The sequence below is a fragment of the Tenacibaculum sp. SDUM215027 genome, assembly GCF_050566205.1.
In the GTDB taxonomy this organism is placed as follows: domain Bacteria; phylum Bacteroidota; class Bacteroidia; order Flavobacteriales; family Flavobacteriaceae; genus Polaribacter.
This window is the reverse complement of sequence record NZ_JBNXUE010000001.1, coordinates 398,806-420,843: the sequence shown is the minus strand read 5'-3', so window position 1 is coordinate 420,843 and position 22,038 is coordinate 398,806. Positions and strand designations below refer to the sequence as shown.

The window sequence follows — 22,038 nt, the reverse complement described above, 5'->3', positions numbered from 1 at the left end:
TTTTAATAGATTAATTTTTTCGTTTTTCCGAATGTAAATTTAATTCAAAAAAATAAGGCAAACAACTGTTTGCCTTATGGATAATTTATTTGAGTATAAATAATAACTATTCTTTAATAGACTGGCTTTTCATCAGCAGAAAATTTAGTCATAAATTCTTCGGCTTTTTCAACGAGTTGATTACTTCCACAGTAAAAAGGTACACGTTGGTGTAGTTCTGTTGGTTTAATATCTAAAATACGAGTAAACCCATCAGAAGCTGTACCACCTGCTTGCTCACAAATAAACGCCATAGGGTTACATTCGTATAATAAACGTAATTTTCCTTTAGGAGTTATGGCAGTAGCAGGATAAATATAAACTCCTCCTTTTATCATGTTTCTATGGAAGTCTGAAACTAACGATCCAATATAACGAGCTGTGTAAGGGCGATTGTCTGCTTCGTTTAACTCTTTACAATGTATCAAGAAACGCTTCATTCCTTCTTGGAAATGCGTAAAATATCCTTCACTTACTGAGTAAATTCTACCAATCTCAGGGTATTGCATATTTGGATGCGATAAGTAAAAAGTACCAATAGCTGGATTTAAAGTAAATCCGTTAACACCATTTCCCGTAGTAAATACTAGCATGGTTGAGGTACCGTATGCAACATAACCTGCAGCTACTTGTTCGCTGCCTTTTTGTAAAAAATCTTCTTTGGTAACAGGAGTTCCTACAGGAGAAATTCTTCTGTAAATAGAAAAAATAGTTCCTACAGAAACGTTTACATCAATGTTAGACGATCCATCTAAAGGATCCATCAACAATACATATTTGTTTTCGTTGGCTTTGTTTTGACCTTCAACAACTACAAAATCGTCTTCCTCTTCACTAGCAATACCGCAAACAATTTCACGATTAATTAATGTTTGTTTAAATAAATCGTTCGCTAAAACATCTAATTTTTGTTGTGCTTCACCTTGTACATTAATATCACCAGCAGCTCCGGTAATATCAACCAATCCTGCTTTTCTAATTTCGTGATTTACTACTTTGGCAGCTAAACGAATAGAATTTATTAGACGAGATAATTCACCAGAAGAATATTTAAAGTCTTTTTGTTTGCTGATGATGAACTCACCCAGCGTCATATGCTTGTTACTCATGTCAAATTTTTGTGTTGTGCGTACAAAGATGCCAACTTTTATTTAGTATTTTAAATTTTCAACAAAAAAATATGATGTGTTTTAATTTTTTATTTGTTTTATCAGAAAGTTTTAAGAGAGGTATCTTTACCAAAAAAAATTAAGAAATGAGTTTTATTATCAGATCAGGAGAGCAAAAAGATGCTCAAGCTATATTAGATTTAATCGTTGAATTAGCTGTTTTTGAAAAGGAACCCGATGCGGTTAAAATTACGGTTGAAGACATCGTTAAAGATGGTTTTTCTGAAAATCCAAAATTTAAAACCTTTGTGGCTGAAGAAGATAATAAGATTATAGGAATGGCGTTGTTTTATGAACGTTACTCCACATGGAAAGGGAAAGCAATTCATTTAGAAGACTTGATGGTAACCCAATCAAAAAGAGGTATTGGTGCAGGAAAAGCATTGTACAGTGCTGTAATGGACCACGCACATAAAAATAATTGTAAAAGAGTCGCTTGGGAAGTATTAGATTGGAATACAGGAGCTGTCGATTTTTACAAAAGTACTGGAGCCACTGTATACGATGAGTGGAGAGTTTGCCATATGAATGAACAAAGCTTACAACAATTTTGTAATGAGAATATTTAAGTTTGGAGGGGCATCGGTAAAAGATGCGAGTGGAGTAAAAAATGTAGCAAAAGTATTGCAGCATGAAGGAACAGAAAATACGCTAGTAGTAATTTCTGCCATGGGAAAAATGACCAATGCTTTTGAGCAAGTGGTAAACGATTATTTCTACAAAAAAGAAAACCTTAAAGATTCCTTGAGATTTGTAGATGACTTCCATCAAAATATGTTGAACGATTTATTTAGTCCAAACCATGAGATATATAATAAAGTAAATCATTTATTTGGTGAATTGAGCGGTTTCATGGCTCGAAATACATCCAAAGATTATAACTATGTGTACGATCAAATGGTTGGTTTTGGAGAATTACTTTCTACTACTATTGTAAGCACCTATCTATCTGAAATAGGAGTAGGCAATCAATGGTTAGATGTAAGAGAATACATTAAAACCGATGGTGATTATCGTGATGCAAAAATTGATTGGGAGTTAACCCAACAGCAAATTCAAGAAAAAGTAGATGTATCTAAGCTAAATATTACGCAAGGTTTTTTAGGAGGGTTTGGAACAGAAACAACAACCTTAGGAAGAGAAGGTTCTGATTATACGGCAGGTATTTTTGCGTATTGTTTGGATGCCGATAGTGTTACTATTTGGAAAGATGTGCAAGGAGTATTAAACGCTGACCCTAGAGTATTTTCTGAAACAGCTTTGCTACAGGAAATTTCGTATACAGAGGCTATTGAGATGGCATTTTATGGAGCATCTGTAATTCACCCAAAAACAATTCAACCGTTAGAACAAAAAAATATTCCGTTGTATGTACGTTCGTTTGAAGATGTTACAAAATCTGGAACGTGTGTGGGTAGAGGAAAGAAAATAACGCCAGAGGTTCCATGTTTTATCGTAAAGAAGAATCAAATTTTAGTAGCTATTTCAGCAAAAGACTTTTCTTTTATGGTTGAAAATAATATTAGCGATGTTTTTAAGAAATTACACGATTATAACTTAAAAGTGAATCTAATTCAGAATTCAGCGATTAGTTTTTCTGTTTGTATAGAAGATAAGTACCATAATTTTGAAGATTTTTATAACGATTTGAAAGGAGCTTATAAAATAAGAGCATACAAAGGAGCTACTTTATACACAATTCGTCACTTTAATGATGAAGCAATAAAAACGATAAGAAAACGAGGGAAATCTATTATTCGTCAAATAAATACTGAAACTGCACAGTTAGTGATTCAAGAAAACATGTAAAGCTTGCAAAAAATCGATTATATTTGCAGTTATGTCAATTGATAACTATGTATGGGATTAGTAACACCTAAAGAAGTTGCAAAAGCAATAGGAGCCGATAAGTTCGGCGTTTTCGGGACGTTTTCAGGTTGGTTGCTGATGAAAGTTTTGCGAATTTCTACCGCCAATGAAGTTTATAATAAGCATAAGCACAAAAAAGATTTACCTTTTTTAAATGGTTTGCTTGATGAGTTTCAGATTGAATTTGAAATTCCAGAAGAAGATTTAAAGCGTATTCCTAAAGAAGGACCGTTTATAACAATTTCTAACCATCCGTTAGGAGGGATAGATGGTATTTTATTATTAAAACTCTTATTAGAGCACAGAGCCGATTATAAGATTATAGCAAACTTCTTATTACATAGAATAGAGCCTTTGAAGCCCTATGTAATGCCAGTGAATCCTTTTGAAAATCATAAGGATGCACAGTCGAGTGTTGCTGGAGTAAAAAATGCATTATTACACTTACAAGAAGGAAGGCCTTTAGGACTTTTTCCTGCAGGAGAAGTATCTACGTATCGTGATGGGAAGTTAATGGTAGATAAAGAATGGGAGCAAGGAGCAGTACGTTTGATTAAAAAAGCAAAAGTACCTGTAATCCCTATTTATTTTCACGCAAAAAATAGTCAACTGTTTTACACACTATCTAAAATTAGTGATACCCTTAGAACAGCAAAACTTCCGTCTGAGTTATTATCTCAAAAAAATAGAATTATCAAAGTAAGAATAGGTAAGCCAATTTCAGTAAAAGACCAAGATGCGTTTACTAAAATACCAGATTTCTACCAGTTCTTACGTAGAAAAACATACATGTTGGCTAATCCGTATGAGAAAGCATCTCCAAAGATATTGTCAACACACAATTTAAAAATCCCTAAGAAAGCTAAAAAAATCACCTCTCAAAAGTCGCCAGATTTATTTGTAAAAGAAGTTGATGCTTTACGAGACAAGGGAAGTAGATTATTACAAAGTAAGAACTATGAGGTGTTTTTTGCAAGTGCAAAAGAAATACCAAATATTTTACATGAAATAGGGAGATTACGTGAAATCACGTTTAGAGAAGTAGGAGAAGGAACGAATAAAACTATTGATTTAGACAGATTTGATAAATATTATCACCATTTATTTTTATGGGATGACCAACAAAACAGATTGGTAGGTGCCTATAGAATGGGGTTAGGAAAAGATATTTATAAAAAGCACGGAGTAAATGGCTTTTATATTCAAACCTTATTTAGAATAGAACCAGAGTTGTACCCAATGATGGAGCAAACCATTGAAATGGGACGTGCTTTTATTATTAAAGAGTATCAACAAAAACCAATGCCTCTTTTCTTATTATGGAAAGGAATTGTGCATGTTACATTGCGTCACCCAGAATATAAGTACTTAATGGGTGGAGTAAGTATTAGTAATCAGTTTTCTGAATTCTCAAAATCGTTGATGATTGAGTTTATGAAGTCACATTATTACGATCCGTATGTGGCACAATACATTCGTCCGAAGAAAGAATTCAAGGTAAAATTAAAAGATGCTGATAAAGACTTTGTATTTGATGCTACAGAGGCAGATATGCAAAAGTTTGATAAGATTATCGACGAGCTTGAACCAGGAGAATTACGTATTCCAGTATTAATTAAAAAGTATGTGAAGCAAAATGCACGTTTGGTTGCGTTTAATGTAGATCCTAAGTTTAATAACGCAATTGATGGGTTAATGTATATCAAGGTGGCAGATATACCTGAAAGTACTGTAAAACCTGTTATGGAAGAATTTCAAGCAGAATTAGAGCGTCGTGCAGCAGAAAACTTGAATAAGTAAAAGGTAATTAAAATAGAATACAAAATAAAAAAGCATCGTACTCAGTACGATGCTTTTTTGTTTATGTCTTAAAAGGTTATTTAAACAACCTAAATATATCGTTTCCGTTTGCAAATAGTAGCAAAGCTATCAATAAGATAAACCCTGTAACTTGAGCGTATTCTAAGAACTTATCACCAGGTTTTTTACCTGTAATCATTTCCCATAAGGTAAACACAACGTGACCACCATCTAAAGCAGGAATTGGTAATAAATTCATAAACCCTAACATTATTGATAAGAATGCTGTAATATTCCAGAATGTTTCCCAGCTAAACTCTGAAGGGAATATACTTCCGATAGAAATAAATCCACCTAAACCTTTATAAGCACCTGTACTAGGATTTAAAATCTTTTTCATTTGCTTAATATAGTTGGTTAATGTTGTCCATGCTTTGTTGGTTCCAGCAGGAATAGCTTCTCCAAAAGTATATGTTTTTTCCGCTAAGTTATAGTAACCTAGTTTTTCTAAATCTGTTAAAGGTAAGTTTGTAGCATAAATTCCTAATTTTCCTTCATCAGAAACCTTAGCAGGAATAGTTATGTTTTGGTTACCTCGTTTAACAGTAACATTTATTTCTTGACCTTTTTTACTTTCTAAAACTACTTGAACCTGATCAAAATAAGGAGTAGAAACACCATTAATAGCAGTTATAATATCTTTCTTTTGTAATTCACTTTTTCTATTTGGAGAATCTTCAGAGATTTGTCCAATAACAAAAGGTTGCCTGTACATTATAAAAGCTCCAGCATCTTTGCCTCTATCAACTAATTTTGAAATAAAATCGGTTGGTATTTCTTTTTTAAGAACAGTTCCGTTTCTTTCAACAGTGTAATTAGTACCATTGATAAACTCAAGAGGAAGCTCTCCGAACTTCTCAACTTTTTCTCCATCAATTGTTAAGATTTTATCTCCAGTTTCTAAACCTAAATCTTTTCCTAGTTGATCTTGAACCCAAACACCATCTTTTAAACTTTCATTAGGTAGGTATTTTTCTCCATATGCCCACATTAAGCAGATGTAAATTAAAATACCTAATACAAAATTAACAATAACTCCACCTAACATAATAATTAAACGTTGCCATGCTGGTTTAGAACGGAATTCCCATGGTTGAGCAGGTTTTTGCATTTGTTCGGTATCCATGCTCTCATCAATCATTCCTGCAATCTTTACATAACCACCTAACGGAATCCAACCAATACCGTAAACCGTTTCCCCAACTTTCTTTTTAAATAAAGAGAATTTATAATCGAAAAACAGGTAGAATTTTTCTACTCGGGTTTTGAATAATTTGGCGGGAATAAAGTGTCCTAATTCGTGCAAAACGATTAAGAGCGATAAGCTTAAAATAAACTGTGATGCTTTTATTAAAATCTCCATAAATGGTGTTCGTCTAAATTTAAAATCTGACAAATGTACGTTTTTCAGTACAGTTCTAAAAGTTTGTGTTACAGTTGGGCATTTGTTTTAACAAAGTTTTTAGTATAGTGGTTTATAAACGCTGTTTTTAGTCGTATTTTTGTAGAAAATTTTAGTACTGTGGATTTTAAATTCTTTAAAAAATCAAAAAGCACCTTAATTTTTATTTTAGTTTTTTGTGCTATTGGTGTGCCTGTTTTCTATCACTTAGTAAAGGTTGATAAAAAGTTACCTATTTATAACCCTGCTGATATTAATCCTAAACTTGTGGATGCTTCTGTAAGAAATAGGACAAAGAATCATAGAGTAGGAGATTTTACCTTAATTAACCAGAATGGAGATACGATTACGAATGCTGATTATAAAGGAAAGATTTATATAGCCGATTTCTTTTTTACGCGTTGTCAAACTATTTGTATTGCCATGGCGTATAATATGAGTGAGTTGCAAGAGCATTACAAAAATGATGATGATATCATGTTTTTATCACACTCCGTAACCCCAGTAATGGATAGTGTACCACAATTACGAAAATATGCTGATGAAAAGGGTGTGATTGATGGGAAATGGAATGTGGCCACAGGAGAAAAGAAACATATTTACAACTTAGCACGTAAGCATTATTTTGCTGTATTAGATGAAGGAGATGGTGGCGAAAGCGATTGGGTTCACACCGAAAATTTTGTATTAATAGACAAAGAAGGACGTATTCGAGGTTCGTATGATGGAACCAAAAAAGAAAATATGCAAAAAATTATTGACGACATTACAGTATTAAAAGAAGAATACGCAAACTAATTATTTGCGTTTCTTTCCTTCTTCATCAAAATTCTTATTTATTTCTTGTTCAGTTTTAATAACCGATACAGCAAGCGACAATAACATGATTGCCATGGGTTGCCATGTTAATTCTTTTGAAATATACGCCAATATCAAAGCAGCTACTAGTGAAACTGCTGAATATTTGATAAACTGCTTGGTAAAAAAAGTGTTAGCAAACTGCCATATGGTATCATTTTTCATGGTTTTGTTAGTACGATAACCATATATAGAATTGATTTTCTTTGGTGGGAAGAAATGAAAAATAAGGCTAAATAAAAAAAGTAATCCGTTTACTGAAAGTACATAATAAAATGGGTTCATGGTTTAGTTTTTAATAGAATTGATAATTCCTTTTAACAAGGTATTTACGTCTACGTTTTTAGTAAGCCCTGTACGAACCACTACCAAATCTTGACTAGGCAAAATAAATACATTTTGACCTTTATATCCATTAAAAGAAAACATATTTTTTGGAGCATCAGGATATCTACCACCAGCATTTAACCAAATTTGAGCACCATACCAACCATTAGAAGTCGGGGTGGGTGTTGTAGCGTAGTTTACCCAATCTTTATCAAACAAATGTTCTCCGTTCCACTCACCATTATGAAGGTACAGTAACCCCAATTTAGCCCAGTCTCTTGCAGTAGCCCATGCATATGACGACCCAACAAAGTGATTACTCATATCAGTTTCAACAATCATAGAGTTCATTCCAATTTTGTCAATCAAAGAGCTATACCAAAAATCAAGATATTCTAGGTGTGTGTCGAATTTTGTTCGTAAAATACCAGATAACAAATTAGAAGTTCCCGAAGAATAATTCCACGTTTCGTTAGGTTTTCCTACCTGAGGTTTGTTCACTTGTACCTTGGTCATGTCTTTTTCTAAAAACAACATTTTAGTAACGTCAGAAATAGTGTTGTAATCTTCATTCCATTCCAAACCAGAATTCATTTGTAGCAAATTATGAATTGTAATATTTTTACGGTCGTCATTTTCCCATTCAGAAAATAAGTTGTCTTCTTGAACATTAATTTTTCCTTGACATTTTAAAATCCCGAACAACGTTCCTGTAATACTTTTGGTCATTGACCAACCCAACTGTTTTGATTCTTTGGTAAAACCAGTATCATATTTTTCAAAAACAATCTTGTTTTTATATACGACTACTACTGAACGTGTTTGGTTTTTATCATTAAAAATAGTATCAATGGTTTCATTTAGTTTTGTATAATCAATGTTAGCAAAAACAGTGTCTTTATGATCTGCATTTCCGTATGGAAATGGAGTGACGTTATCAGGTTTTGAACGTTTTGGAGTGAGTTGAGGTTTGGTGATGTCAAAATCATCGGTAACTAAAACAGCACCCAATCCTACTCTGTATACAGCCTTTCTTTTTAGCAATCCGTATACTGAACCTGTAGCTGATTTTTCTTCCATATTAATTTCATCAGAAGTAATATTTATAGGAGAAAAATTATTGTCATTTGTATCGGTAAAAGCTAAACTTCTTTCCGCAAGAAACACAGATGAAGCGGTGTTTTTAGCAGAGTATCCAGCAAGAATATTTAACTTCGGATAGTTGTAAAAAATAGTAATTGCGAGGGCAATTAAAATGAGAAGAAGGATTCTTTTTAAAATTTTCATGTGACAGGTTTATAGCAAATGTAAGAATTTAATTGTTTGATGTTTGTATTTGAAACGCAAGCCCTACCTTTGTGCTAAATTTGATATTTTACATGTTTAGTATAGATAAAATTCGAGCTGATTTTCCTATTTTAAATAGAGAAGTACATGGGAAAAAATTAGTGTATTTAGATAACGGAGCAACTTCGCAAACACCACAAGTAGTAATTGATGCAATTGTTGATTATTATTCTAACTATAACGCTAATATTCACAGAGGAGTACATACATTAAGCCAAGAGGCTACTGATAAATACGAAGAAGCACGCATAAAAATTCAACAGCATTTTAATGCAAAACATTCCTATGAAATTATTTTAACTTCAGGAACTACTCATGGTGTTAATATTGTAGCTTCTGGTTTTGCATCAATTTTACAAGAAGGAGATGAAATTATTGTTTCTGCCTTAGAGCACCATTCTAATATAGTGCCTTGGCAAATGTTATGTGAAAAAACAGGAGCTATTTTAAAGGTAATTCCGATGAATGAAGATGGTTCTTTACGAATGGATATCTATCATGAATTGTTAAACTCAAAAACGAAGTTGGTTTTTTGTAATCATGTGTCTAATGCATTAGGAACAATTAACCCTATAAAAGAAATTATTCACGCTGCTCATAAATTCGGAGCTTATGTGTTAATTGATGGAGCACAAGCAGTACCTCATGTAAAACCTGATGTACAAGCCCTAGATGTTGATTTTTATGTAGCTTCAGCACATAAAATGTGTGGGCCAACAGGTGTTGGAATGTTATATGGTAAAGAAGAATTACTGAAATTGTTGCCGCCATATCAAGGAGGAGGAGAGATGATTGAAACCGTAACTTTTGAAAAAACAACCTACGCAGGGTTACCTCATAAGTTTGAAGCTGGGACACCTAATATTTGTGGAGGAATAGCTTTTGGAGTTGCTATTGATTATATGAATTCAGTTGGTTTTGATACTATTGAAAAACAAGAAAACGAATTGTTATCGTATGCAACGCAAGAGTTAGAAAAAATAGAGGGATTAAAAATCTACGGAACAACAAATAAAACATCAGTAATATCTTTTAATTTAGAAGGAATCCATCCGTACGATGTTGGAGCAATTTTAGATAAGTTAGGTGTTGCTGTTCGTACAGGACACCATTGTGCGCAACCTATTATGGATTTTTATTGTATTCCAGGAACAGTAAGAGCTTCCTTCTCTTTTTACAATACCAAAGAAGAAGCTGATGTACTGGTAAGCGCGGTTAAGAAAGCACAGATGATGTTATCATAAAAGCGGGTTTTTAAATTTGTTTTTTACATAAGTATACAAAATGTATATTTGAGGAATGAAAAAGAGCTTAGGGTATCAAACTACTGTAGATTTTTATGATTGTGATGCTACAATTATAGATTCAGTAACCTCCATAAAACATATTTTAGAAAAAGCAGCAACGATTATGGACTTGTCAGTAGTCAATACTACAATCCATGAGTTTTCGCCTATTGGTATAAGCGGGGTAATTGTAATAAAGGAAAGTCATATTGCAATTCACACTTGGCCAGAACACAATTATGTTGCATTAGATTTTTTTACCTGTAATAAATCGTTTGATCTTAATGAAGGAATTCTTTGGATTCAAAAACAGTTTAGAGCTAAGAAAATAGATAAAAACTCTAGTCAAAGAGGCTTTTTAGATAAAATAAGATAATGATGATTAAACAAAAAGTAACATTATTATTTGACGATGAAAAAGGTAATTTAAAAGGAGATAAACTTGTAGAGTATTTTATTTCATGGTTAATCATTATAAATATGGTTGCCATTGTGTTAGAGTCATATCCTGAAATTAATACAGCTTATGCATATTACTTCAACATTCTTGAGGTCTTTTCAATTATAATTTTTACACTAGAATACTTTATAAGAGTTTGGATTGCAGATATAATTCACCCCAATTTAAAACCTGCAAAAGCAAGACTCAAATATATTACGTCGTTTATGGGGCTGGTAGACTTGATTTCTATCCTTCCATTTTTCTTACCATACATTGTAAAAATTGATTTAAGAATTCTTAGAACTCTTCGTTTGTTTAGGCTATTACGCTTATTAAAATTAAAAAGATACTTTAAATCCTTGAGTATTATTAAGAGTGTATTAGTAAAGACTAAAAATGAAATATTAGTTACTATATTTTTAGTTTTTATACTATTAGTTTTGGCATCTACACTAATGTATAATATCGAAAAAACAGCACAACCAGAAGCTTTTCAAAATATAGGTCAAGCCATGTGGTGGGCAGTTGCTACATTAACGACAGTAGGGTATGGTGATATTTATCCTATAACAGGAATAGGGAAAATTTTAAGTGCTTTCATTGCTCTTTTAGGTATAGGAATAGTAGCCTTACCTACAGGAATCATAAGTTCAGCTTATATTGAAGAAGTGAGAAAATTAAGAGTTAAAACTGAACAATGTAATTGCCCACATTGTGGAAAAGAAATCAAGTAATATGTTTTGGAAACCTTCGAAAAAATACCATTTAGATAAGTTAAAAGTAGGATATACTTTTACTCTTCATGGAACAAACTGGAAAATAACTGAAGTAGCTCAGTACGATTGGCGTATGGATAACTCTAGTATTGAGTATACTATTGTTTCTTCAAGTAAAGAAGCTTTTTTAGAGGTTGAACTCTATAAAGGAGACTATGAACTAACTTATAGTGAAGCTATTTCTATAGAAGAAGCTTATTTAATTGATGCAATTCATACTAAAGAAATAATTTTTCAAAATAAAATGTATGTACTCGATGAAGTGTATACAGGAGATTATAAGAATCTAACAACGTATTCTTCTAGAGAAAACCTTGAATGTTCCCTTTTTTATGCAGAAGATGAAGAGCAGTTAACAATTGAAAAATGGGAAGATGGAAGCTATGAGGTGTTCTTAGGAAATGAATTAAAAGCTAAAAAAATTAAAAATATAAAAGAAAATTAAGCATGAATAAATTACTATGTTATTTCCTAATAGGGAGTTTTTTCCTAATAGGGTGCTCTAAAAGTTATAAGCAAGCAAAAACGGTTTTAATAGAACCTACAGAAGCGATTATCAAAAAAAATAAAGACAAAGATTTTTCTGTAGTTTTAGATGATATGAAAATAGAGGAAGAACCCGACTATATGGTGTATCAGCAGAAATATAACATATTAACATTAGTAAAAGATTCGTTACATACTAAAAAAACCCCATGGCAAACTGTAAGTAAGAAATACTTTAAAAAGCATGAAAATGATTTAGGTATGGAAATAGTATCTAGTCATAATGGAAGGTTATCACGAGTAGCACAACCTGTAGGGTTTGGTTGGGCAATTGGAGATAAAAAGCATGGGAAATGGGAAGGAACTTCTAAAGATTCTACAAAAACAAATAACAGTCAAAGAAGATGGAGAACACATGGTACCAGTCCTTTTTTTTGGTATTGGTTAGGAACCAGAAGAAATACTTACAGAAGTGATTATAATGGGTATAGAACTTATAATAATAATGGAAACCCGTATTATGGTAATCAATCCTCAAGAGGAAATTATACCTACGGAACGAGAAGTACTTATGAAAGAACCAATAGAAGTTCTTTTTTCTCAAGAAAAGCACAAAATGTAAAGAAATGGAGTAGCTTAAATAGAAGATCATCAAGAAGTTCTTCAAGGTATTCAAACGGTTCTTCAACTAGGTCTCGTTCTGGTGGCTACGGAAAATAATAGATTTGGCATATACAAAAAAACAAAAATCCCTAGCGCTTAAAATAGCACTATTTGCCACTGGAATTAGTGGTATTGTAGCGGAATATATTTTATCTACCCTAGCTTCTTACTTTATTGGAAATGCTATTTTACAATTTACTTTAATAGTATCAATAATGTTGTTTGCTATGGGGTTGGGAAGTAGGTTTAGTAAGTTTTTTACTAAGCAAGTAATTGTTTATTTCATTTTAACAGAATTGATTTTGTCAATTCTAGTATCATTTTCAGCCTTGGTATCCTATGTTGTTTATGGTGTAACTGACGTTTCATGGTTGGTAATTTACTTCCTGTCTATTTTAATAGGTTTATTAATAGGGTTAGAAATTCCTTTTGCTACAAGAATTAATGATGAGTTTGAAGAATTACGTCTAAACATTTCGAATATTTTAGAAAAAGATTATTTCGGAAGTTTAATTGGAGGTTTATTTTTTGCTTTTGTAGGATTACCTTATTTGGGGCTAACGTATACTCCTTTTTTATTAGGCTTCTTAAACCTAGGAGTTTCTTATTATTTATTTAGAGTATTAAAAGAGCATGTGTCTTTAAAAGCAAGGAAAAGACTTGAAATAACGTATGTTTTGGTAACTATTCTTATTCTCTTAGGTTTGTATTTTTCAAAACCAATAGTTCAATACGGTGAACAAGTAAAGTATAAAGACAAAATAGTATACTCTAAACAAACAAAATACCAAAAAATAGTAGTTACCAAATGGAAAAATTGGTATTCGTTATACATAAACGGAAATCAACAACTCTCTTCTTTTGATGAGTTTATGTATCATGAACCTATGGTACATCTTCCAATGAACTTAACAAAGTCACATGCAAATATATTAGTATTAGGAGGAGGTGATGGTTGCTTGGTTAGAGAGGTTTTTAAATATGAAGATGTACAAAAGGTAACACTGGTAGATTTAGACCCTAATATGGTTGATTTAGGTAAGAATTATTCAGTTTTTAAAACATTAAATGATAATTCGATGAATGATCCTAGATTAGAAACAATAACACAGGACGCATTCAATTTTTTAGAAGAAACTAAAGAAAAATATGATGTAATTTATGTTGATTTACCAGACCCTAATAATGTCGATTTAAACAAATTATACACAAAAGAGTTTTATAAATTATGTAAATTAAAATTAAAAAAAGATGGTGTTTTTATAACACAAGCTGGTAGTCCTTATTATGCAACCAAAGCTTTTTACTGTATTGATAAAACTTTAAGAGCAGCAGGATTGAAAACTATACCGATGCATAATCAAATTTTAACTTTAGGAGAATGGGGATGGGTTATGGCAAAACATAATAGTGTTTCTAAGAAAGAAATTATAGAAGTAAACGTATCTGAGTTAAATTTAAAATGGCTAAATAATAATGTTATACCTCAACTAATAGCATTTGGAAAACCATTAACAGACACTACAGGAATAAAAGTTAACACAATTTTTTCACCTAAATTATATACCTATTATAGAGAAGGAAATTGGGATTTATACTAAAAAAAAGCCTCCAAAAGGAGGCTTTTTTTAGTATAGTTTATAAACTTAGTCTTAATCTCTCGACATAAATATTTGTAATACATACCAGAATAATAACATTAAAGAAGCAAACAAACCTAATGCTGCAGGAATGTAATCATCTGTAGAGAATTTGTTAACTAAGTTAGATGTTTGATATAAAATAGAACCAGCGGCTAATACACACATTCCAACTGAGAACCATAACCCTAAATTAAATCCAAATAAAGCACCAGCAATAATCAGTCCAATAGCGATAAAGAATCCAACAGATAATCCCGCTCTAATAAAAGAAAAATCCTTTTTTGTGATAAAAACGATTGATGAAATTCCAACAAATAATGCTAGTGTAACAATACCTGCTTGTTTTATAACATCCAAATTATTAGCGTAGGATATGGCAATGTAAATTAAAGGGATAAAAATAAATGCTTCCGCAAAAATATACCCTGAATATGCTAAATATTGTAAGTTTTTATCAGAGGTTTTTAAAGCAGTACTTTCTGCATAGTTTGTAATTAACATAAAACCACCTAGTAACAATAGCCATTTATAACCTTGCGTCATTGATAAGGCAAATTCAACAATAGTAGCGCTTTGTAAAAATAAATATTCAAACAAAACAAACAGTAATACACCACCAGCAACGTGCGCATAGGTTTTTTTGTAAAAAGCAATTCTATCAGTTTCTGATACTTGTGCCACAAGCACTTTTGGCTCAAATGAGTTTTCCATAATTAATTTTTTAATAGGATGTAAAGATATGTTTTTTAGGTGATTTTAACTTCGTCGACTTGTATTGCAAAAAACGTAGTTTAAATGATTGAAAAATATCGTATTGACAACTTGTTTTGTTTAAAATTGACGTTTTTTACATCATTCTTGTTAAATTTTAACATTTTGATTTTGTTAATAAAATAGGGGTCCCAAGTGATGAACTCTAATAAATTAACTTTTTTTTAACTTTTTTTTAGCATTAAAAAAAAATTATATATTGCACATCGTTAAAAAACCCTTCAAATAATTACCAAAGTGTTAGTTATTTAACATATTAATTAATGAAACTTCCGCTTTTGAGTTTTTTAACAAATTTATTGCCCTATGGGCAGTTTTTCAATAACTAATTTTTTAATTATTCACAACATGAAAAGAATTTTTTTAACACTAGCTGTAGCAGCCTCAGTTTTAGTAGGGTGTCAGGAAAACGCTAAAGATGAAGCGTTACCAACTCAAGAAGCAATTGACATGAGCGATTTTTATGTAGAAACTGAAGAAGTTTCTCATAAAGGAGGATCGGAGCAATGTCACTCGATGAGAGTTTTAAACAGACAAGTAAAAGAAAACCCAGGATTATACAAGAAAATGTATAATATTGAGTATGCTACAAGAAAGTTAACAACAGCGAAAGGTAAACCAGGAGGAGGAGACACTGGTGGTGGAGATGTAGATGTAGCTCCAATCGAAGATGGTTTAGGAACTATTAATATTCCTGTATATGTACACGTTGTTTTACCTAACTCTAACAGTGTTACAAATTCTCAAATTCAAGCACAAATGAATGTGTTGAATGATGATTTTAGCAATCCAAATACAAATCAACTTCCTTCAGGAGCATCTGATTTTATCAATGATGCAACTGATACAGGAATCCAATTTACATTAGCAGGTACTTTTAGACATGATGATTCTAGGTCTTCTTGGGGAACTAACGATGCTGTAAAGGCCGCTTACCCTCCAGTAACACCAGAAACTCACTTAAATGTTTGGGTATGTGAAATAGGAGGAGGTATTTTAGGATATGCTCAATTCCCAGGAGGTTCTTTATCTACAGATGGTGTTGTGTTATTAGCAGGAAGCTTACCAGGGGGTTCATCTGCTCCATATAACATGGGTAGAACTGCAACTCACGAAGTAGGTCACTACTTAAACTTACGTCACATTTGGGGTGATGGAAGATGTCGTCAAGACGATTTCGTAGCTGATACTCCATCTTCTGATGCTTCAAACTATGGATGCCCAACTTTCCCAGATGTTAGCTGTAAGTCAGCTGATATGACTATGAATTACATGGATTATACAAATGATGCTTGTATGTATATGTTTACTGATGGTCAACGTAACAGAATGAGAGCTTTATTTGCTTCTGGAGGAGCAAGAGACTCTATGTTAAACTAAGAAACCAAAGTCTTTTTTAAAAGACGTTCTCAATAATTATTTATAATTATTATAAAGCCAAGAGATTTAAATCTCTTGGCTTTTTTCTTTTGAAAAGAATTGAATTTCAGGAACAATGTCTTGTGCTCTAAGGATAAGATTGTTTTAAGGTTTTACTATAATTTCTATATAAAAGGCGTTTAATGTGTTGTTTATCAGGTGTTTTTCCTGTTTTTGTTTGTTTTTGTTCTTTGTAAATTGGATAGCTATAAAATGAAAACTTTAACTAACTTTTAAAACTTTAACAAATGAGAAAAATTTTTCTAGGATTTGTAGTAGTAACAAGTCTGTTAATTGGCTGTCAGGATGAAACAAATAATAAAGAAGAAATAGCCCAAGAAGTAGCTGTTGATATGAGTGATTTTTATATTGAAACAGATGAGGTTGCCTCAAAAGGAACAATACCTAACAAATGTTATTCCATGAAGGTTTTAAATCGGCAAGTAAAAGAAGTCCCAGGGTTATACAAGAAAATGTACGACATCGAATATGCTACAAGGAAGTTTCTAAATAGTAAAAAACCAGATGGAACACCAGGAGGTGGAAATGGAAATGGAGGAAATAATGGAGGTGGAGATGTTGATGTTGAACCGATAGATGATGGTTTAAGCATTGATATTCCTGTGTATTTTCATATAGTATTACCAAATGCAAACGCGGTTACAAATTTACAAGTTCAATCACAAATGAATGTGATCAATAGTGATTTTACAAGCCCCAATAAAAATCAGTTACCTTCGGGCGCTACCGATTTTATTAATGATGCTACTAATACCGAAATAACGTTTACACTAGCAGGTACTTTTAGATATGATGACTCTAAGTCTTCATGGGGAACTAATAATGCAGTAAAGCAAGCTTATCCACCAATTACACCCGAAACTCATTTAAATATTTGGGTGTGTAATATTGGAGGAGGAATTTTAGGGTATGCTCAATTTCCTGGAGGAAACTCAGCTACCGATGGAGTAGTTCTATTATATTCTAGTTTACCAGGAGGTTCTGCAGCACCTTATAATGAAGGTAGAACTTTAACTCATGAAATAGGACATTATTTAAACCTTCGCCATATTTGGGGAGATGGGAGATGTCGTCAAGACGATTTTGTAGAAGACACACCTGCTTCTGATGGGCCTAATTATGGGTGTCCTTCATATCCAACAGTTAACTGTAAGTCACCAGATATGACAATGAACTATATGGATTATGTTGATGATGCTTGCATGTATATGTTTACAGATGGTCAACGTAATAGAATGAGAGCAATCTTTCAGCCAGGAGGTGCTAGAGCGTCTATATTAAATTAGAAAACTTAAGTCTTTTCTCAATAATCATTGTAATTATTACCTAACCAAGAGATGTACATCTCTTGGTTTTTTTTACTTTTATGCGGATAAATAATAACTTTTGTCTTGAAGAACATTAAATTCCCAACTCCGCATACGATCTTATTGCTTATAGCAGGATTGGTAGCTGTTTTAACATGGTTTGTACCAGCAGGTAAGTTTGATACGTTACAGTATCAGAAAAATAATAATTCATTTACGTATTTACACCTAGAAGAAGAGAAAACAATACAAGCAAGTCAAGAAACATTAGAAAACTTGGGAATTAAAATCCCATTAGAAAAGTTTACCAATGGAGATATCGCAAAACCAATCAGTGTACCAGGAACCTACTCGCAGTTAGCTCCAAAACCACAAGGGTTTTTAGATTTTTTCAAATCTCCTATAAAAGGAATCATTCAATCGTCTGATATAATTTTATTTGTCCTAATTTTAGGTGGAATTATAGGAATAATGAACTTCACAGGAGCTTTTGACGCAGGAATAGCTTGGTTAGCAAAAGCATTAAAAGGAAAAGAATATTGGCTCATATTTGTTGTAACTACCTTAATAGCTGTAGGAGGAACAACCTTTGGATTGGCAGAAGAAACTATTGCTTTTTATCCGATTCTTATTCCGATATTTTTAGCAGCAAAATACGATGCCATAGTAGCTTTAGCTTGTGTGTATATTGGGTCATCTATTGGTACAATGTGCTCAACAGTAAATCCGTTTAGTGTTATTATTGCTTCAGATGCCGCAGGAATTAATTGGACAACTGGTTTTACAGGAAGATTGTTAATGTTAATTGGTGGGATTATTATTTGTGTGATTTACATTTTACGTTATGCCAATAAAGTTCAAAAGAACCCAACGAAATCGATTATTTATGATCAAAAAGAAATGATAGAAGGGCTGTTTGGTAGCACAACTTCAAATACGCATACTTTAACAGGTAGACTACGAATTATATTAACCATTTTTGCTATGTGTTTTGTAATTATGATTTATGGAGTTTCTCGTTTAGGGTGGTGGTTTGAAGAAATGACTGTAGTATTTTTAATAGGTGCTATTTTAATTGGTTTTTTAGCCAGAATGAAAGAAGAAAACTTTGTAAACACTTTTATTAAAGGAGCAGGAGATTTATTAGGAGTTGCTTTTATTATTGGTATCGCACGAGGAGTTTCAGTATTAATGGAACAAGGATTGATAAGTGATACTATTTTACAACATGCAAGTGAGTTTACTACAGGAATGTCTAAAGGTATTTTTACCAACGTAATGCTTTTTATTTATTCAGGATTATCATTTTTCATTCCTAGTTCATCAGGAATGGCAGTATTAACTATGCCAATTATGTCTCCATTAGCAGATACAGTAGGAGTAGGTAGAGAAGTAATTGTAAATACTTATCAATATGGAATGGGACTATTTGCTTTTATCAACCCAACAGGTTTAATTTTAGCTTCATTAGCTATTGTGAAAGTAGGGTATGATAAATGGTTAAAGTTTGTAATTCCGTTAGTAATTATCTTAACGGTTTTTACAATGATTATTTTAACCGCTCAAGTATATTTGTAAAGAATGAAACAAATTTATGCATTGTTTTTCTTGTTTCTTTTCTTCGGATGTAAGCCAGAAACTAAATTGACCAATATGAAAAATAAAATTGTAATTGCTCATCGGGGTGCCTCAGGATATTTACCAGAACATACTATGGAAGCTAAAGTCATGGCACATGCTATGAATCCTGATTATATAGAACAAGATTTAGTATTGAGTAAAGACGATGTCCCCGTAGTAATTCATGATATTTATTTGGATGATGTTACAGATGTAACTGAAAAATTCCCAGAAAGACAACGAGAAGACAAACGTTTTTATGTGATTGATTTTACGTTTGATGAATTGCAGCGGCTGAATGTTACCGAAAGATTTGATCCAAAAACTGGAAAACAAATATATCCGAATCGATTTCCGAAGGGAAAAGGAAGTTTTAAGTTACACTCATTTCAACAAGAAATAGAATTGATTCAAGGTCTGAATGCTTCCACAGGAAAAAATATCGGAATTTATCCAGAAATTAAAAACCCTGAGTTTCATCATCAAAATGAAAAAGACATTGCTAAAATTACATTGAACATTCTTTCTGAATACGGTTATAAAACTAAGAATGATAAATGCATGTTTCAATGCTTCGATGCGAAAGAGCTGGAGAGAGCCCGAAAAGAACTAAAATCAAACTTGTTTTTGGTACAATTGATTGAGTTTCCAGAAGAAACGAAGCAGCTTAAACATTTTGCGACTTATGCAGATGGGTTAGGTCCGTGGTACAAACAAATTTTAGATAAGAAAGAAGGAACTAGATGGCAGTTTACAACATTGGTTGAAGAAGCTCATAAACTAGGTTTAAAAGTACATCCATATACCTTTAGATCAGATCAACTAGATGAGTTTTATTCTTTTGAAGAAATGATGCAAGTATTACTTTTTGAAGCAGATGTTGATGGCGGTTTTACTGATTTTCCAGATAAAATGGTACAGTATTTAACTAAACAGTAACTTCTATTAACTTATTTCGATACACTGATAGTAGTTTTGATTTAGATATAAAACCAACATAAACACCGTTTTTAACTACAGGTAAGTTCCATGCACCACTTTCTTTAAATTTTAGCATTACCTTTTCTGTATTATCATCATAAAAAATAATGGCGGGCGGTATCTTCATAATATCTCTAACGGTAGTCGTTTCATAAAGTTCTTGATTAAACATCATAGGGCGGATATCATCCAACAAAACAATTCCTCTAAATTTATTATCACTATCAACTACAGGAAAAATATTTCGTTTCGATTTAGAAACGGCTTGCTTTAGCATTTCTCCAAGAGTCATGTCTGGATGAATTTTAATAAAATTCTTTTCAATAACTTTACTAATCTTCATCATCATCATTACATTTTTGTCTTTGTTGTGAGTAATGAGTTCACCGCGTTTTGCTAGTTCTATAGTGTAAATGGAATTAGACACAAAGTATTTAGTGATGGCATAAGAAACTGCAGAAACAAGCATCAGTGGAACAAACAGATCATATCCTCCAGTAATTTCGGCAATTAAGAAAATTGCGGTTAGCGGAGCGTGTAAAACACCAGCCATTAGCCCTGTCATACCAATCAACGTAAAATTAGTTTCTGAGACATCAAACCCGAATTGGTTGATAATTTTAGCCGTAACATTTCCTAAGGAACTTCCCATAACGAGTGTAGGAATAAAAATACCACCAACTCCACCAGCAGCAAAAGTAGTAGTCATGGCAATTACTTTAAAAACTCCAATGATTAACAGAAAAATAATAACCATCCAAACATTATCAAAATCAATGTTATAATGAATGCTTTTAAGAGCAGCACTAGCATTCTCAGATAATAAGTTATTGATAATTCCGTATCCTTCACCAAATAGCGGCGGAATTAGAAAGAGCATTATACCAATGGCAATTCCACCAAAAATTAGTCGCTTAAAAGGATTATATTTTTTGAAGAAATTAATGATTCTAAAATATATTTTAGAAAAATATACAGAAGAGAACCCTGTAAAAATGGCTAAAGCAATGTAAAAAATAAGGTCGTTAATTTCAAAAGCATCTTGTAGTTGCACACTAAACAGTACATCTTTTCCTAAAAAGAAATATGAAGTAATTACCGCAGAAACAGATGCTAATAATAACGGAACTAACGATGCAAAGGCAAGGTCTAAGCTGAAAATTTCCACTGCAAAAATAATAGCGGCAATGGGGGCTTTGAACATTGACGACATCGCGCCGGCGGTAGCACAACCAATTAATAACATACGAGTTCTCATATTCATATGAAATAACTGTGCTACTCCTGATCCTAAGGCGGCACCTGTACTAACAGCAGGACCTTGTAACCCTACCGAACCACCAAAACCAACAGTTATTGGTGCAGTAATTAAAGAAGCATAGATTTTATAGCGTTCTATAATTCCGTTTTTTTTAGAAATGGATTGTAGGGTGGTAGAAATACCATGACCAATATCTTTTTTGATGAGGTATTTTTTAATGTAATAAACTAAAAATAATCCTAAAATAGGGAAGATGAAGTATAAAGAATGATGGTAGTCCTTGATAAGACCATCTTCTAAAATCCGGTGAAAGTAGAAAGTAAGATTTTTAAGGATTAAGGTACCAATACCCGCTAAAAATCCGACTAAAACGCTTAAAACATATACAAACTGTCGTTCAGAGATATGTTTGTATCTCCAGATTAATATTTTTTTATAAGCTTCTTTAGATGATGGCATTGTTTTCTAGACTCTTAGTTAATTTTTGAAAA

General features: G+C 32.3%; 20 protein-coding genes. 14 read left to right on the top strand and 6 right to left on the bottom strand.

Translation table 11 applies throughout. The features are described 5' to 3' along the window. Positions 1-113: 113 nt before the first annotated feature. A complete protein-coding gene (gene fbp / locus ACQYZ7_RS01945) occupies positions 114-1,148 on the bottom strand; it encodes a class 1 fructose-bisphosphatase (protein ID WP_430728118.1) in 1,035 nt (344 codons plus the stop codon). Positions 1,149-1,294: 146 nt separating this feature from the next. Here fbp and ACQYZ7_RS01940 point away from each other — a divergent pair, with 146 nt between their 5' ends. Genes ACQYZ7_RS01940 through ACQYZ7_RS01930 form a run of 3 tightly spaced genes read left to right on the top strand, consistent with a single transcriptional unit; the run spans position 1,295 to position 4,877 of the window. Beyond that, the gene (locus ACQYZ7_RS01940; protein WP_430728117.1) at positions 1,295-1,777 is read left to right on the top strand and encodes an N-acetyltransferase family protein; all 483 of its coding nucleotides are present in this window, start codon (positions 1,295-1,297) and stop codon (positions 1,775-1,777) included. After that, positions 1,764-3,017, top strand: coding sequence for an aspartate kinase (locus tag ACQYZ7_RS01935; RefSeq protein ID WP_430728116.1), 1,254 nt, complete (start codon positions 1,764-1,766; stop codon positions 3,015-3,017). Before ACQYZ7_RS01940 ends, ACQYZ7_RS01935 begins: the two co-directional genes overlap by 14 nt. A 51-nt stretch (positions 3,018-3,068) precedes the next feature. Then, the gene (locus ACQYZ7_RS01930) at positions 3,069-4,877 is read left to right on the top strand and encodes a GNAT family N-acyltransferase (protein WP_430728115.1); all 1,809 of its coding nucleotides are present in this window, start codon (positions 3,069-3,071) and stop codon (positions 4,875-4,877) included. Between the two features lie 76 nt (positions 4,878-4,953). Here the strand turns inward: ACQYZ7_RS01930 and rseP are convergent, their stop codons facing one another. Then, a complete protein-coding gene (rseP, locus tag ACQYZ7_RS01925) occupies positions 4,954-6,300 on the bottom strand; it encodes an RIP metalloprotease RseP (protein WP_430728114.1) in 1,347 nt (448 codons plus the stop codon). A 159-nt stretch (positions 6,301-6,459) separates the two neighbouring features. Here rseP and ACQYZ7_RS01920 point away from each other — a divergent pair, with 159 nt between their 5' ends. Continuing rightward, positions 6,460-7,137: an SCO family protein gene (locus ACQYZ7_RS01920; protein WP_430728113.1), complete on the top strand. Its 678-nt coding sequence runs from the start codon at positions 6,460-6,462 to the stop codon at positions 7,135-7,137. On the opposite strand, the gene ACQYZ7_RS01915 is transcribed toward ACQYZ7_RS01920, so the two are convergent. After that, complete coding sequence (locus tag ACQYZ7_RS01915; protein WP_430728112.1) at positions 7,138-7,482, bottom strand: SdpI family protein; 345 nt, start codon at positions 7,480-7,482, stop codon at positions 7,138-7,140. Positions 7,483-7,485: 3 nt separating this feature from the next. Then, positions 7,486-8,811, bottom strand: coding sequence for a serine hydrolase domain-containing protein (locus tag ACQYZ7_RS01910; protein WP_430728111.1), 1,326 nt, complete (start codon positions 8,809-8,811; stop codon positions 7,486-7,488). A gap of 92 nt (positions 8,812-8,903) precedes the next feature. Between ACQYZ7_RS01910 and ACQYZ7_RS01905 the strand changes: the two genes are divergently transcribed. The 6 genes from ACQYZ7_RS01905 to ACQYZ7_RS01880 are packed head-to-tail and all read left to right on the top strand — an operon-like array spanning position 8,904 to position 14,125. Beyond that, positions 8,904-10,115: an aminotransferase class V-fold PLP-dependent enzyme gene (locus ACQYZ7_RS01905; protein WP_430728110.1), complete on the top strand. Its 1,212-nt coding sequence runs from the start codon at positions 8,904-8,906 to the stop codon at positions 10,113-10,115. Between the two features lie 55 nt (positions 10,116-10,170). Continuing rightward, positions 10,171-10,533, top strand: a complete 363-nt coding sequence (gene speD / locus ACQYZ7_RS01900) for an adenosylmethionine decarboxylase (protein WP_115899479.1) — start codon at positions 10,171-10,173, stop codon at positions 10,531-10,533. Further along, a complete protein-coding gene (locus ACQYZ7_RS01895; protein WP_430728109.1) occupies positions 10,533-11,333 on the top strand; it encodes an ion transporter in 801 nt (266 codons plus the stop codon). The genes speD and ACQYZ7_RS01895 overlap by 1 nt, the downstream gene beginning before the upstream one ends. Continuing rightward, a complete protein-coding gene (locus tag ACQYZ7_RS01890) occupies positions 11,314-11,820 on the top strand; it encodes a DUF4178 domain-containing protein (RefSeq protein WP_430728108.1) in 507 nt (168 codons plus the stop codon). Before ACQYZ7_RS01895 ends, ACQYZ7_RS01890 begins: the two co-directional genes overlap by 20 nt. A gap of 2 nt (positions 11,821-11,822) precedes the next feature. Then, complete coding sequence (locus tag ACQYZ7_RS01885; RefSeq protein ID WP_430728107.1) at positions 11,823-12,581, top strand: hypothetical protein; 759 nt, start codon at positions 11,823-11,825, stop codon at positions 12,579-12,581. 5 nt (positions 12,582-12,586) lie between these two features. Beyond that, positions 12,587-14,125, top strand: a complete 1,539-nt coding sequence (locus tag ACQYZ7_RS01880; protein ID WP_430728106.1) for a polyamine aminopropyltransferase — start codon at positions 12,587-12,589, stop codon at positions 14,123-14,125. A gap of 51 nt (positions 14,126-14,176) precedes the next feature. Here ACQYZ7_RS01880 and ACQYZ7_RS01875 read toward each other — a convergent pair whose 3' ends face one another. After that, complete coding sequence (locus ACQYZ7_RS01875) at positions 14,177-14,878, bottom strand: Bax inhibitor-1/YccA family protein (RefSeq protein ID WP_430728105.1); 702 nt, start codon at positions 14,876-14,878, stop codon at positions 14,177-14,179. 408 nt (positions 14,879-15,286) lie between these two features. Here ACQYZ7_RS01875 and ACQYZ7_RS01870 point away from each other — a divergent pair, with 408 nt between their 5' ends. From ACQYZ7_RS01870 to glpQ, 4 genes are all read left to right on the top strand, one after another. Further along, a complete protein-coding gene (locus ACQYZ7_RS01870) occupies positions 15,287-16,318 on the top strand; it encodes a zinc metalloprotease (RefSeq protein ID WP_430728104.1) in 1,032 nt (343 codons plus the stop codon). Positions 16,319-16,605: 287 nt separating this feature from the next. Then, positions 16,606-17,664, top strand: coding sequence for a zinc metalloprotease (locus tag ACQYZ7_RS01865; RefSeq protein WP_430728103.1), 1,059 nt, complete (start codon positions 16,606-16,608; stop codon positions 17,662-17,664). 105 nt (positions 17,665-17,769) lie between these two features. Then, entirely contained in the window at positions 17,770-19,263 is a 1,494-nt protein-coding gene (locus ACQYZ7_RS01860) for a YfcC family protein (protein ID WP_430728102.1), read from the top strand. 3 nt (positions 19,264-19,266) lie between these two features. Further along, positions 19,267-20,244: a glycerophosphodiester phosphodiesterase gene (gene glpQ / locus ACQYZ7_RS01855; RefSeq protein ID WP_430728101.1), complete on the top strand. Its 978-nt coding sequence runs from the start codon at positions 19,267-19,269 to the stop codon at positions 20,242-20,244. Here glpQ and ACQYZ7_RS01850 read toward each other — a convergent pair. After that, positions 20,234-22,006 carry a chloride channel protein gene (locus ACQYZ7_RS01850; protein WP_430728100.1) on the bottom strand — a complete coding sequence of 591 codons (1,773 nt, stop codon included), beginning with the start codon at positions 22,004-22,006 and terminating at the stop codon, positions 20,234-20,236. The genes glpQ and ACQYZ7_RS01850 overlap by 11 nt on opposite strands. Positions 22,007-22,038 lie beyond the last annotated feature (32 nt).

Coding starts and splice junctions, on each gene's coding strand:
- fbp (WP_430728118.1), bottom strand. CDS start 1,148: ATGAGTAACAAGCATATGACGCTGGGTGAGTTCATCATCAGCAAACAA.
- ACQYZ7_RS01940 (WP_430728117.1), top strand. CDS start 1,295: ATGAGTTTTATTATCAGATCAGGAGAGCAAAAAGATGCTCAAGCTATA.
- ACQYZ7_RS01935 (WP_430728116.1), top strand. CDS start 1,764: ATGAGAATATTTAAGTTTGGAGGGGCATCGGTAAAAGATGCGAGTGGA.
- ACQYZ7_RS01930 (WP_430728115.1), top strand. CDS start 3,069: ATGGGATTAGTAACACCTAAAGAAGTTGCAAAAGCAATAGGAGCCGAT.
- rseP (WP_430728114.1), bottom strand. CDS start 6,300: ATGGAGATTTTAATAAAAGCATCACAGTTTATTTTAAGCTTATCGCTC.
- ACQYZ7_RS01915 (WP_430728112.1), bottom strand. CDS start 7,482: ATGAACCCATTTTATTATGTACTTTCAGTAAACGGATTACTTTTTTTA.
- ACQYZ7_RS01910 (WP_430728111.1), bottom strand. CDS start 8,811: ATGAAAATTTTAAAAAGAATCCTTCTTCTCATTTTAATTGCCCTCGCA.
- ACQYZ7_RS01905 (WP_430728110.1), top strand. CDS start 8,904: ATGTTTAGTATAGATAAAATTCGAGCTGATTTTCCTATTTTAAATAGA.
- speD (WP_115899479.1), top strand. CDS start 10,171: ATGAAAAAGAGCTTAGGGTATCAAACTACTGTAGATTTTTATGATTGT.
- ACQYZ7_RS01895 (WP_430728109.1), top strand. CDS start 10,533: ATGATGATTAAACAAAAAGTAACATTATTATTTGACGATGAAAAAGGT.
- ACQYZ7_RS01885 (WP_430728107.1), top strand. CDS start 11,823: ATGAATAAATTACTATGTTATTTCCTAATAGGGAGTTTTTTCCTAATA.
- ACQYZ7_RS01875 (WP_430728105.1), bottom strand. CDS start 14,878: ATGGAAAACTCATTTGAGCCAAAAGTGCTTGTGGCACAAGTATCAGAA.
- ACQYZ7_RS01870 (WP_430728104.1), top strand. CDS start 15,287: ATGAAAAGAATTTTTTTAACACTAGCTGTAGCAGCCTCAGTTTTAGTA.
- ACQYZ7_RS01865 (WP_430728103.1), top strand. CDS start 16,606: ATGAGAAAAATTTTTCTAGGATTTGTAGTAGTAACAAGTCTGTTAATT.
- glpQ (WP_430728101.1), top strand. CDS start 19,267: ATGAAACAAATTTATGCATTGTTTTTCTTGTTTCTTTTCTTCGGATGT.
- ACQYZ7_RS01850 (WP_430728100.1), bottom strand. CDS start 22,006: ATGCCATCATCTAAAGAAGCTTATAAAAAAATATTAATCTGGAGATAC.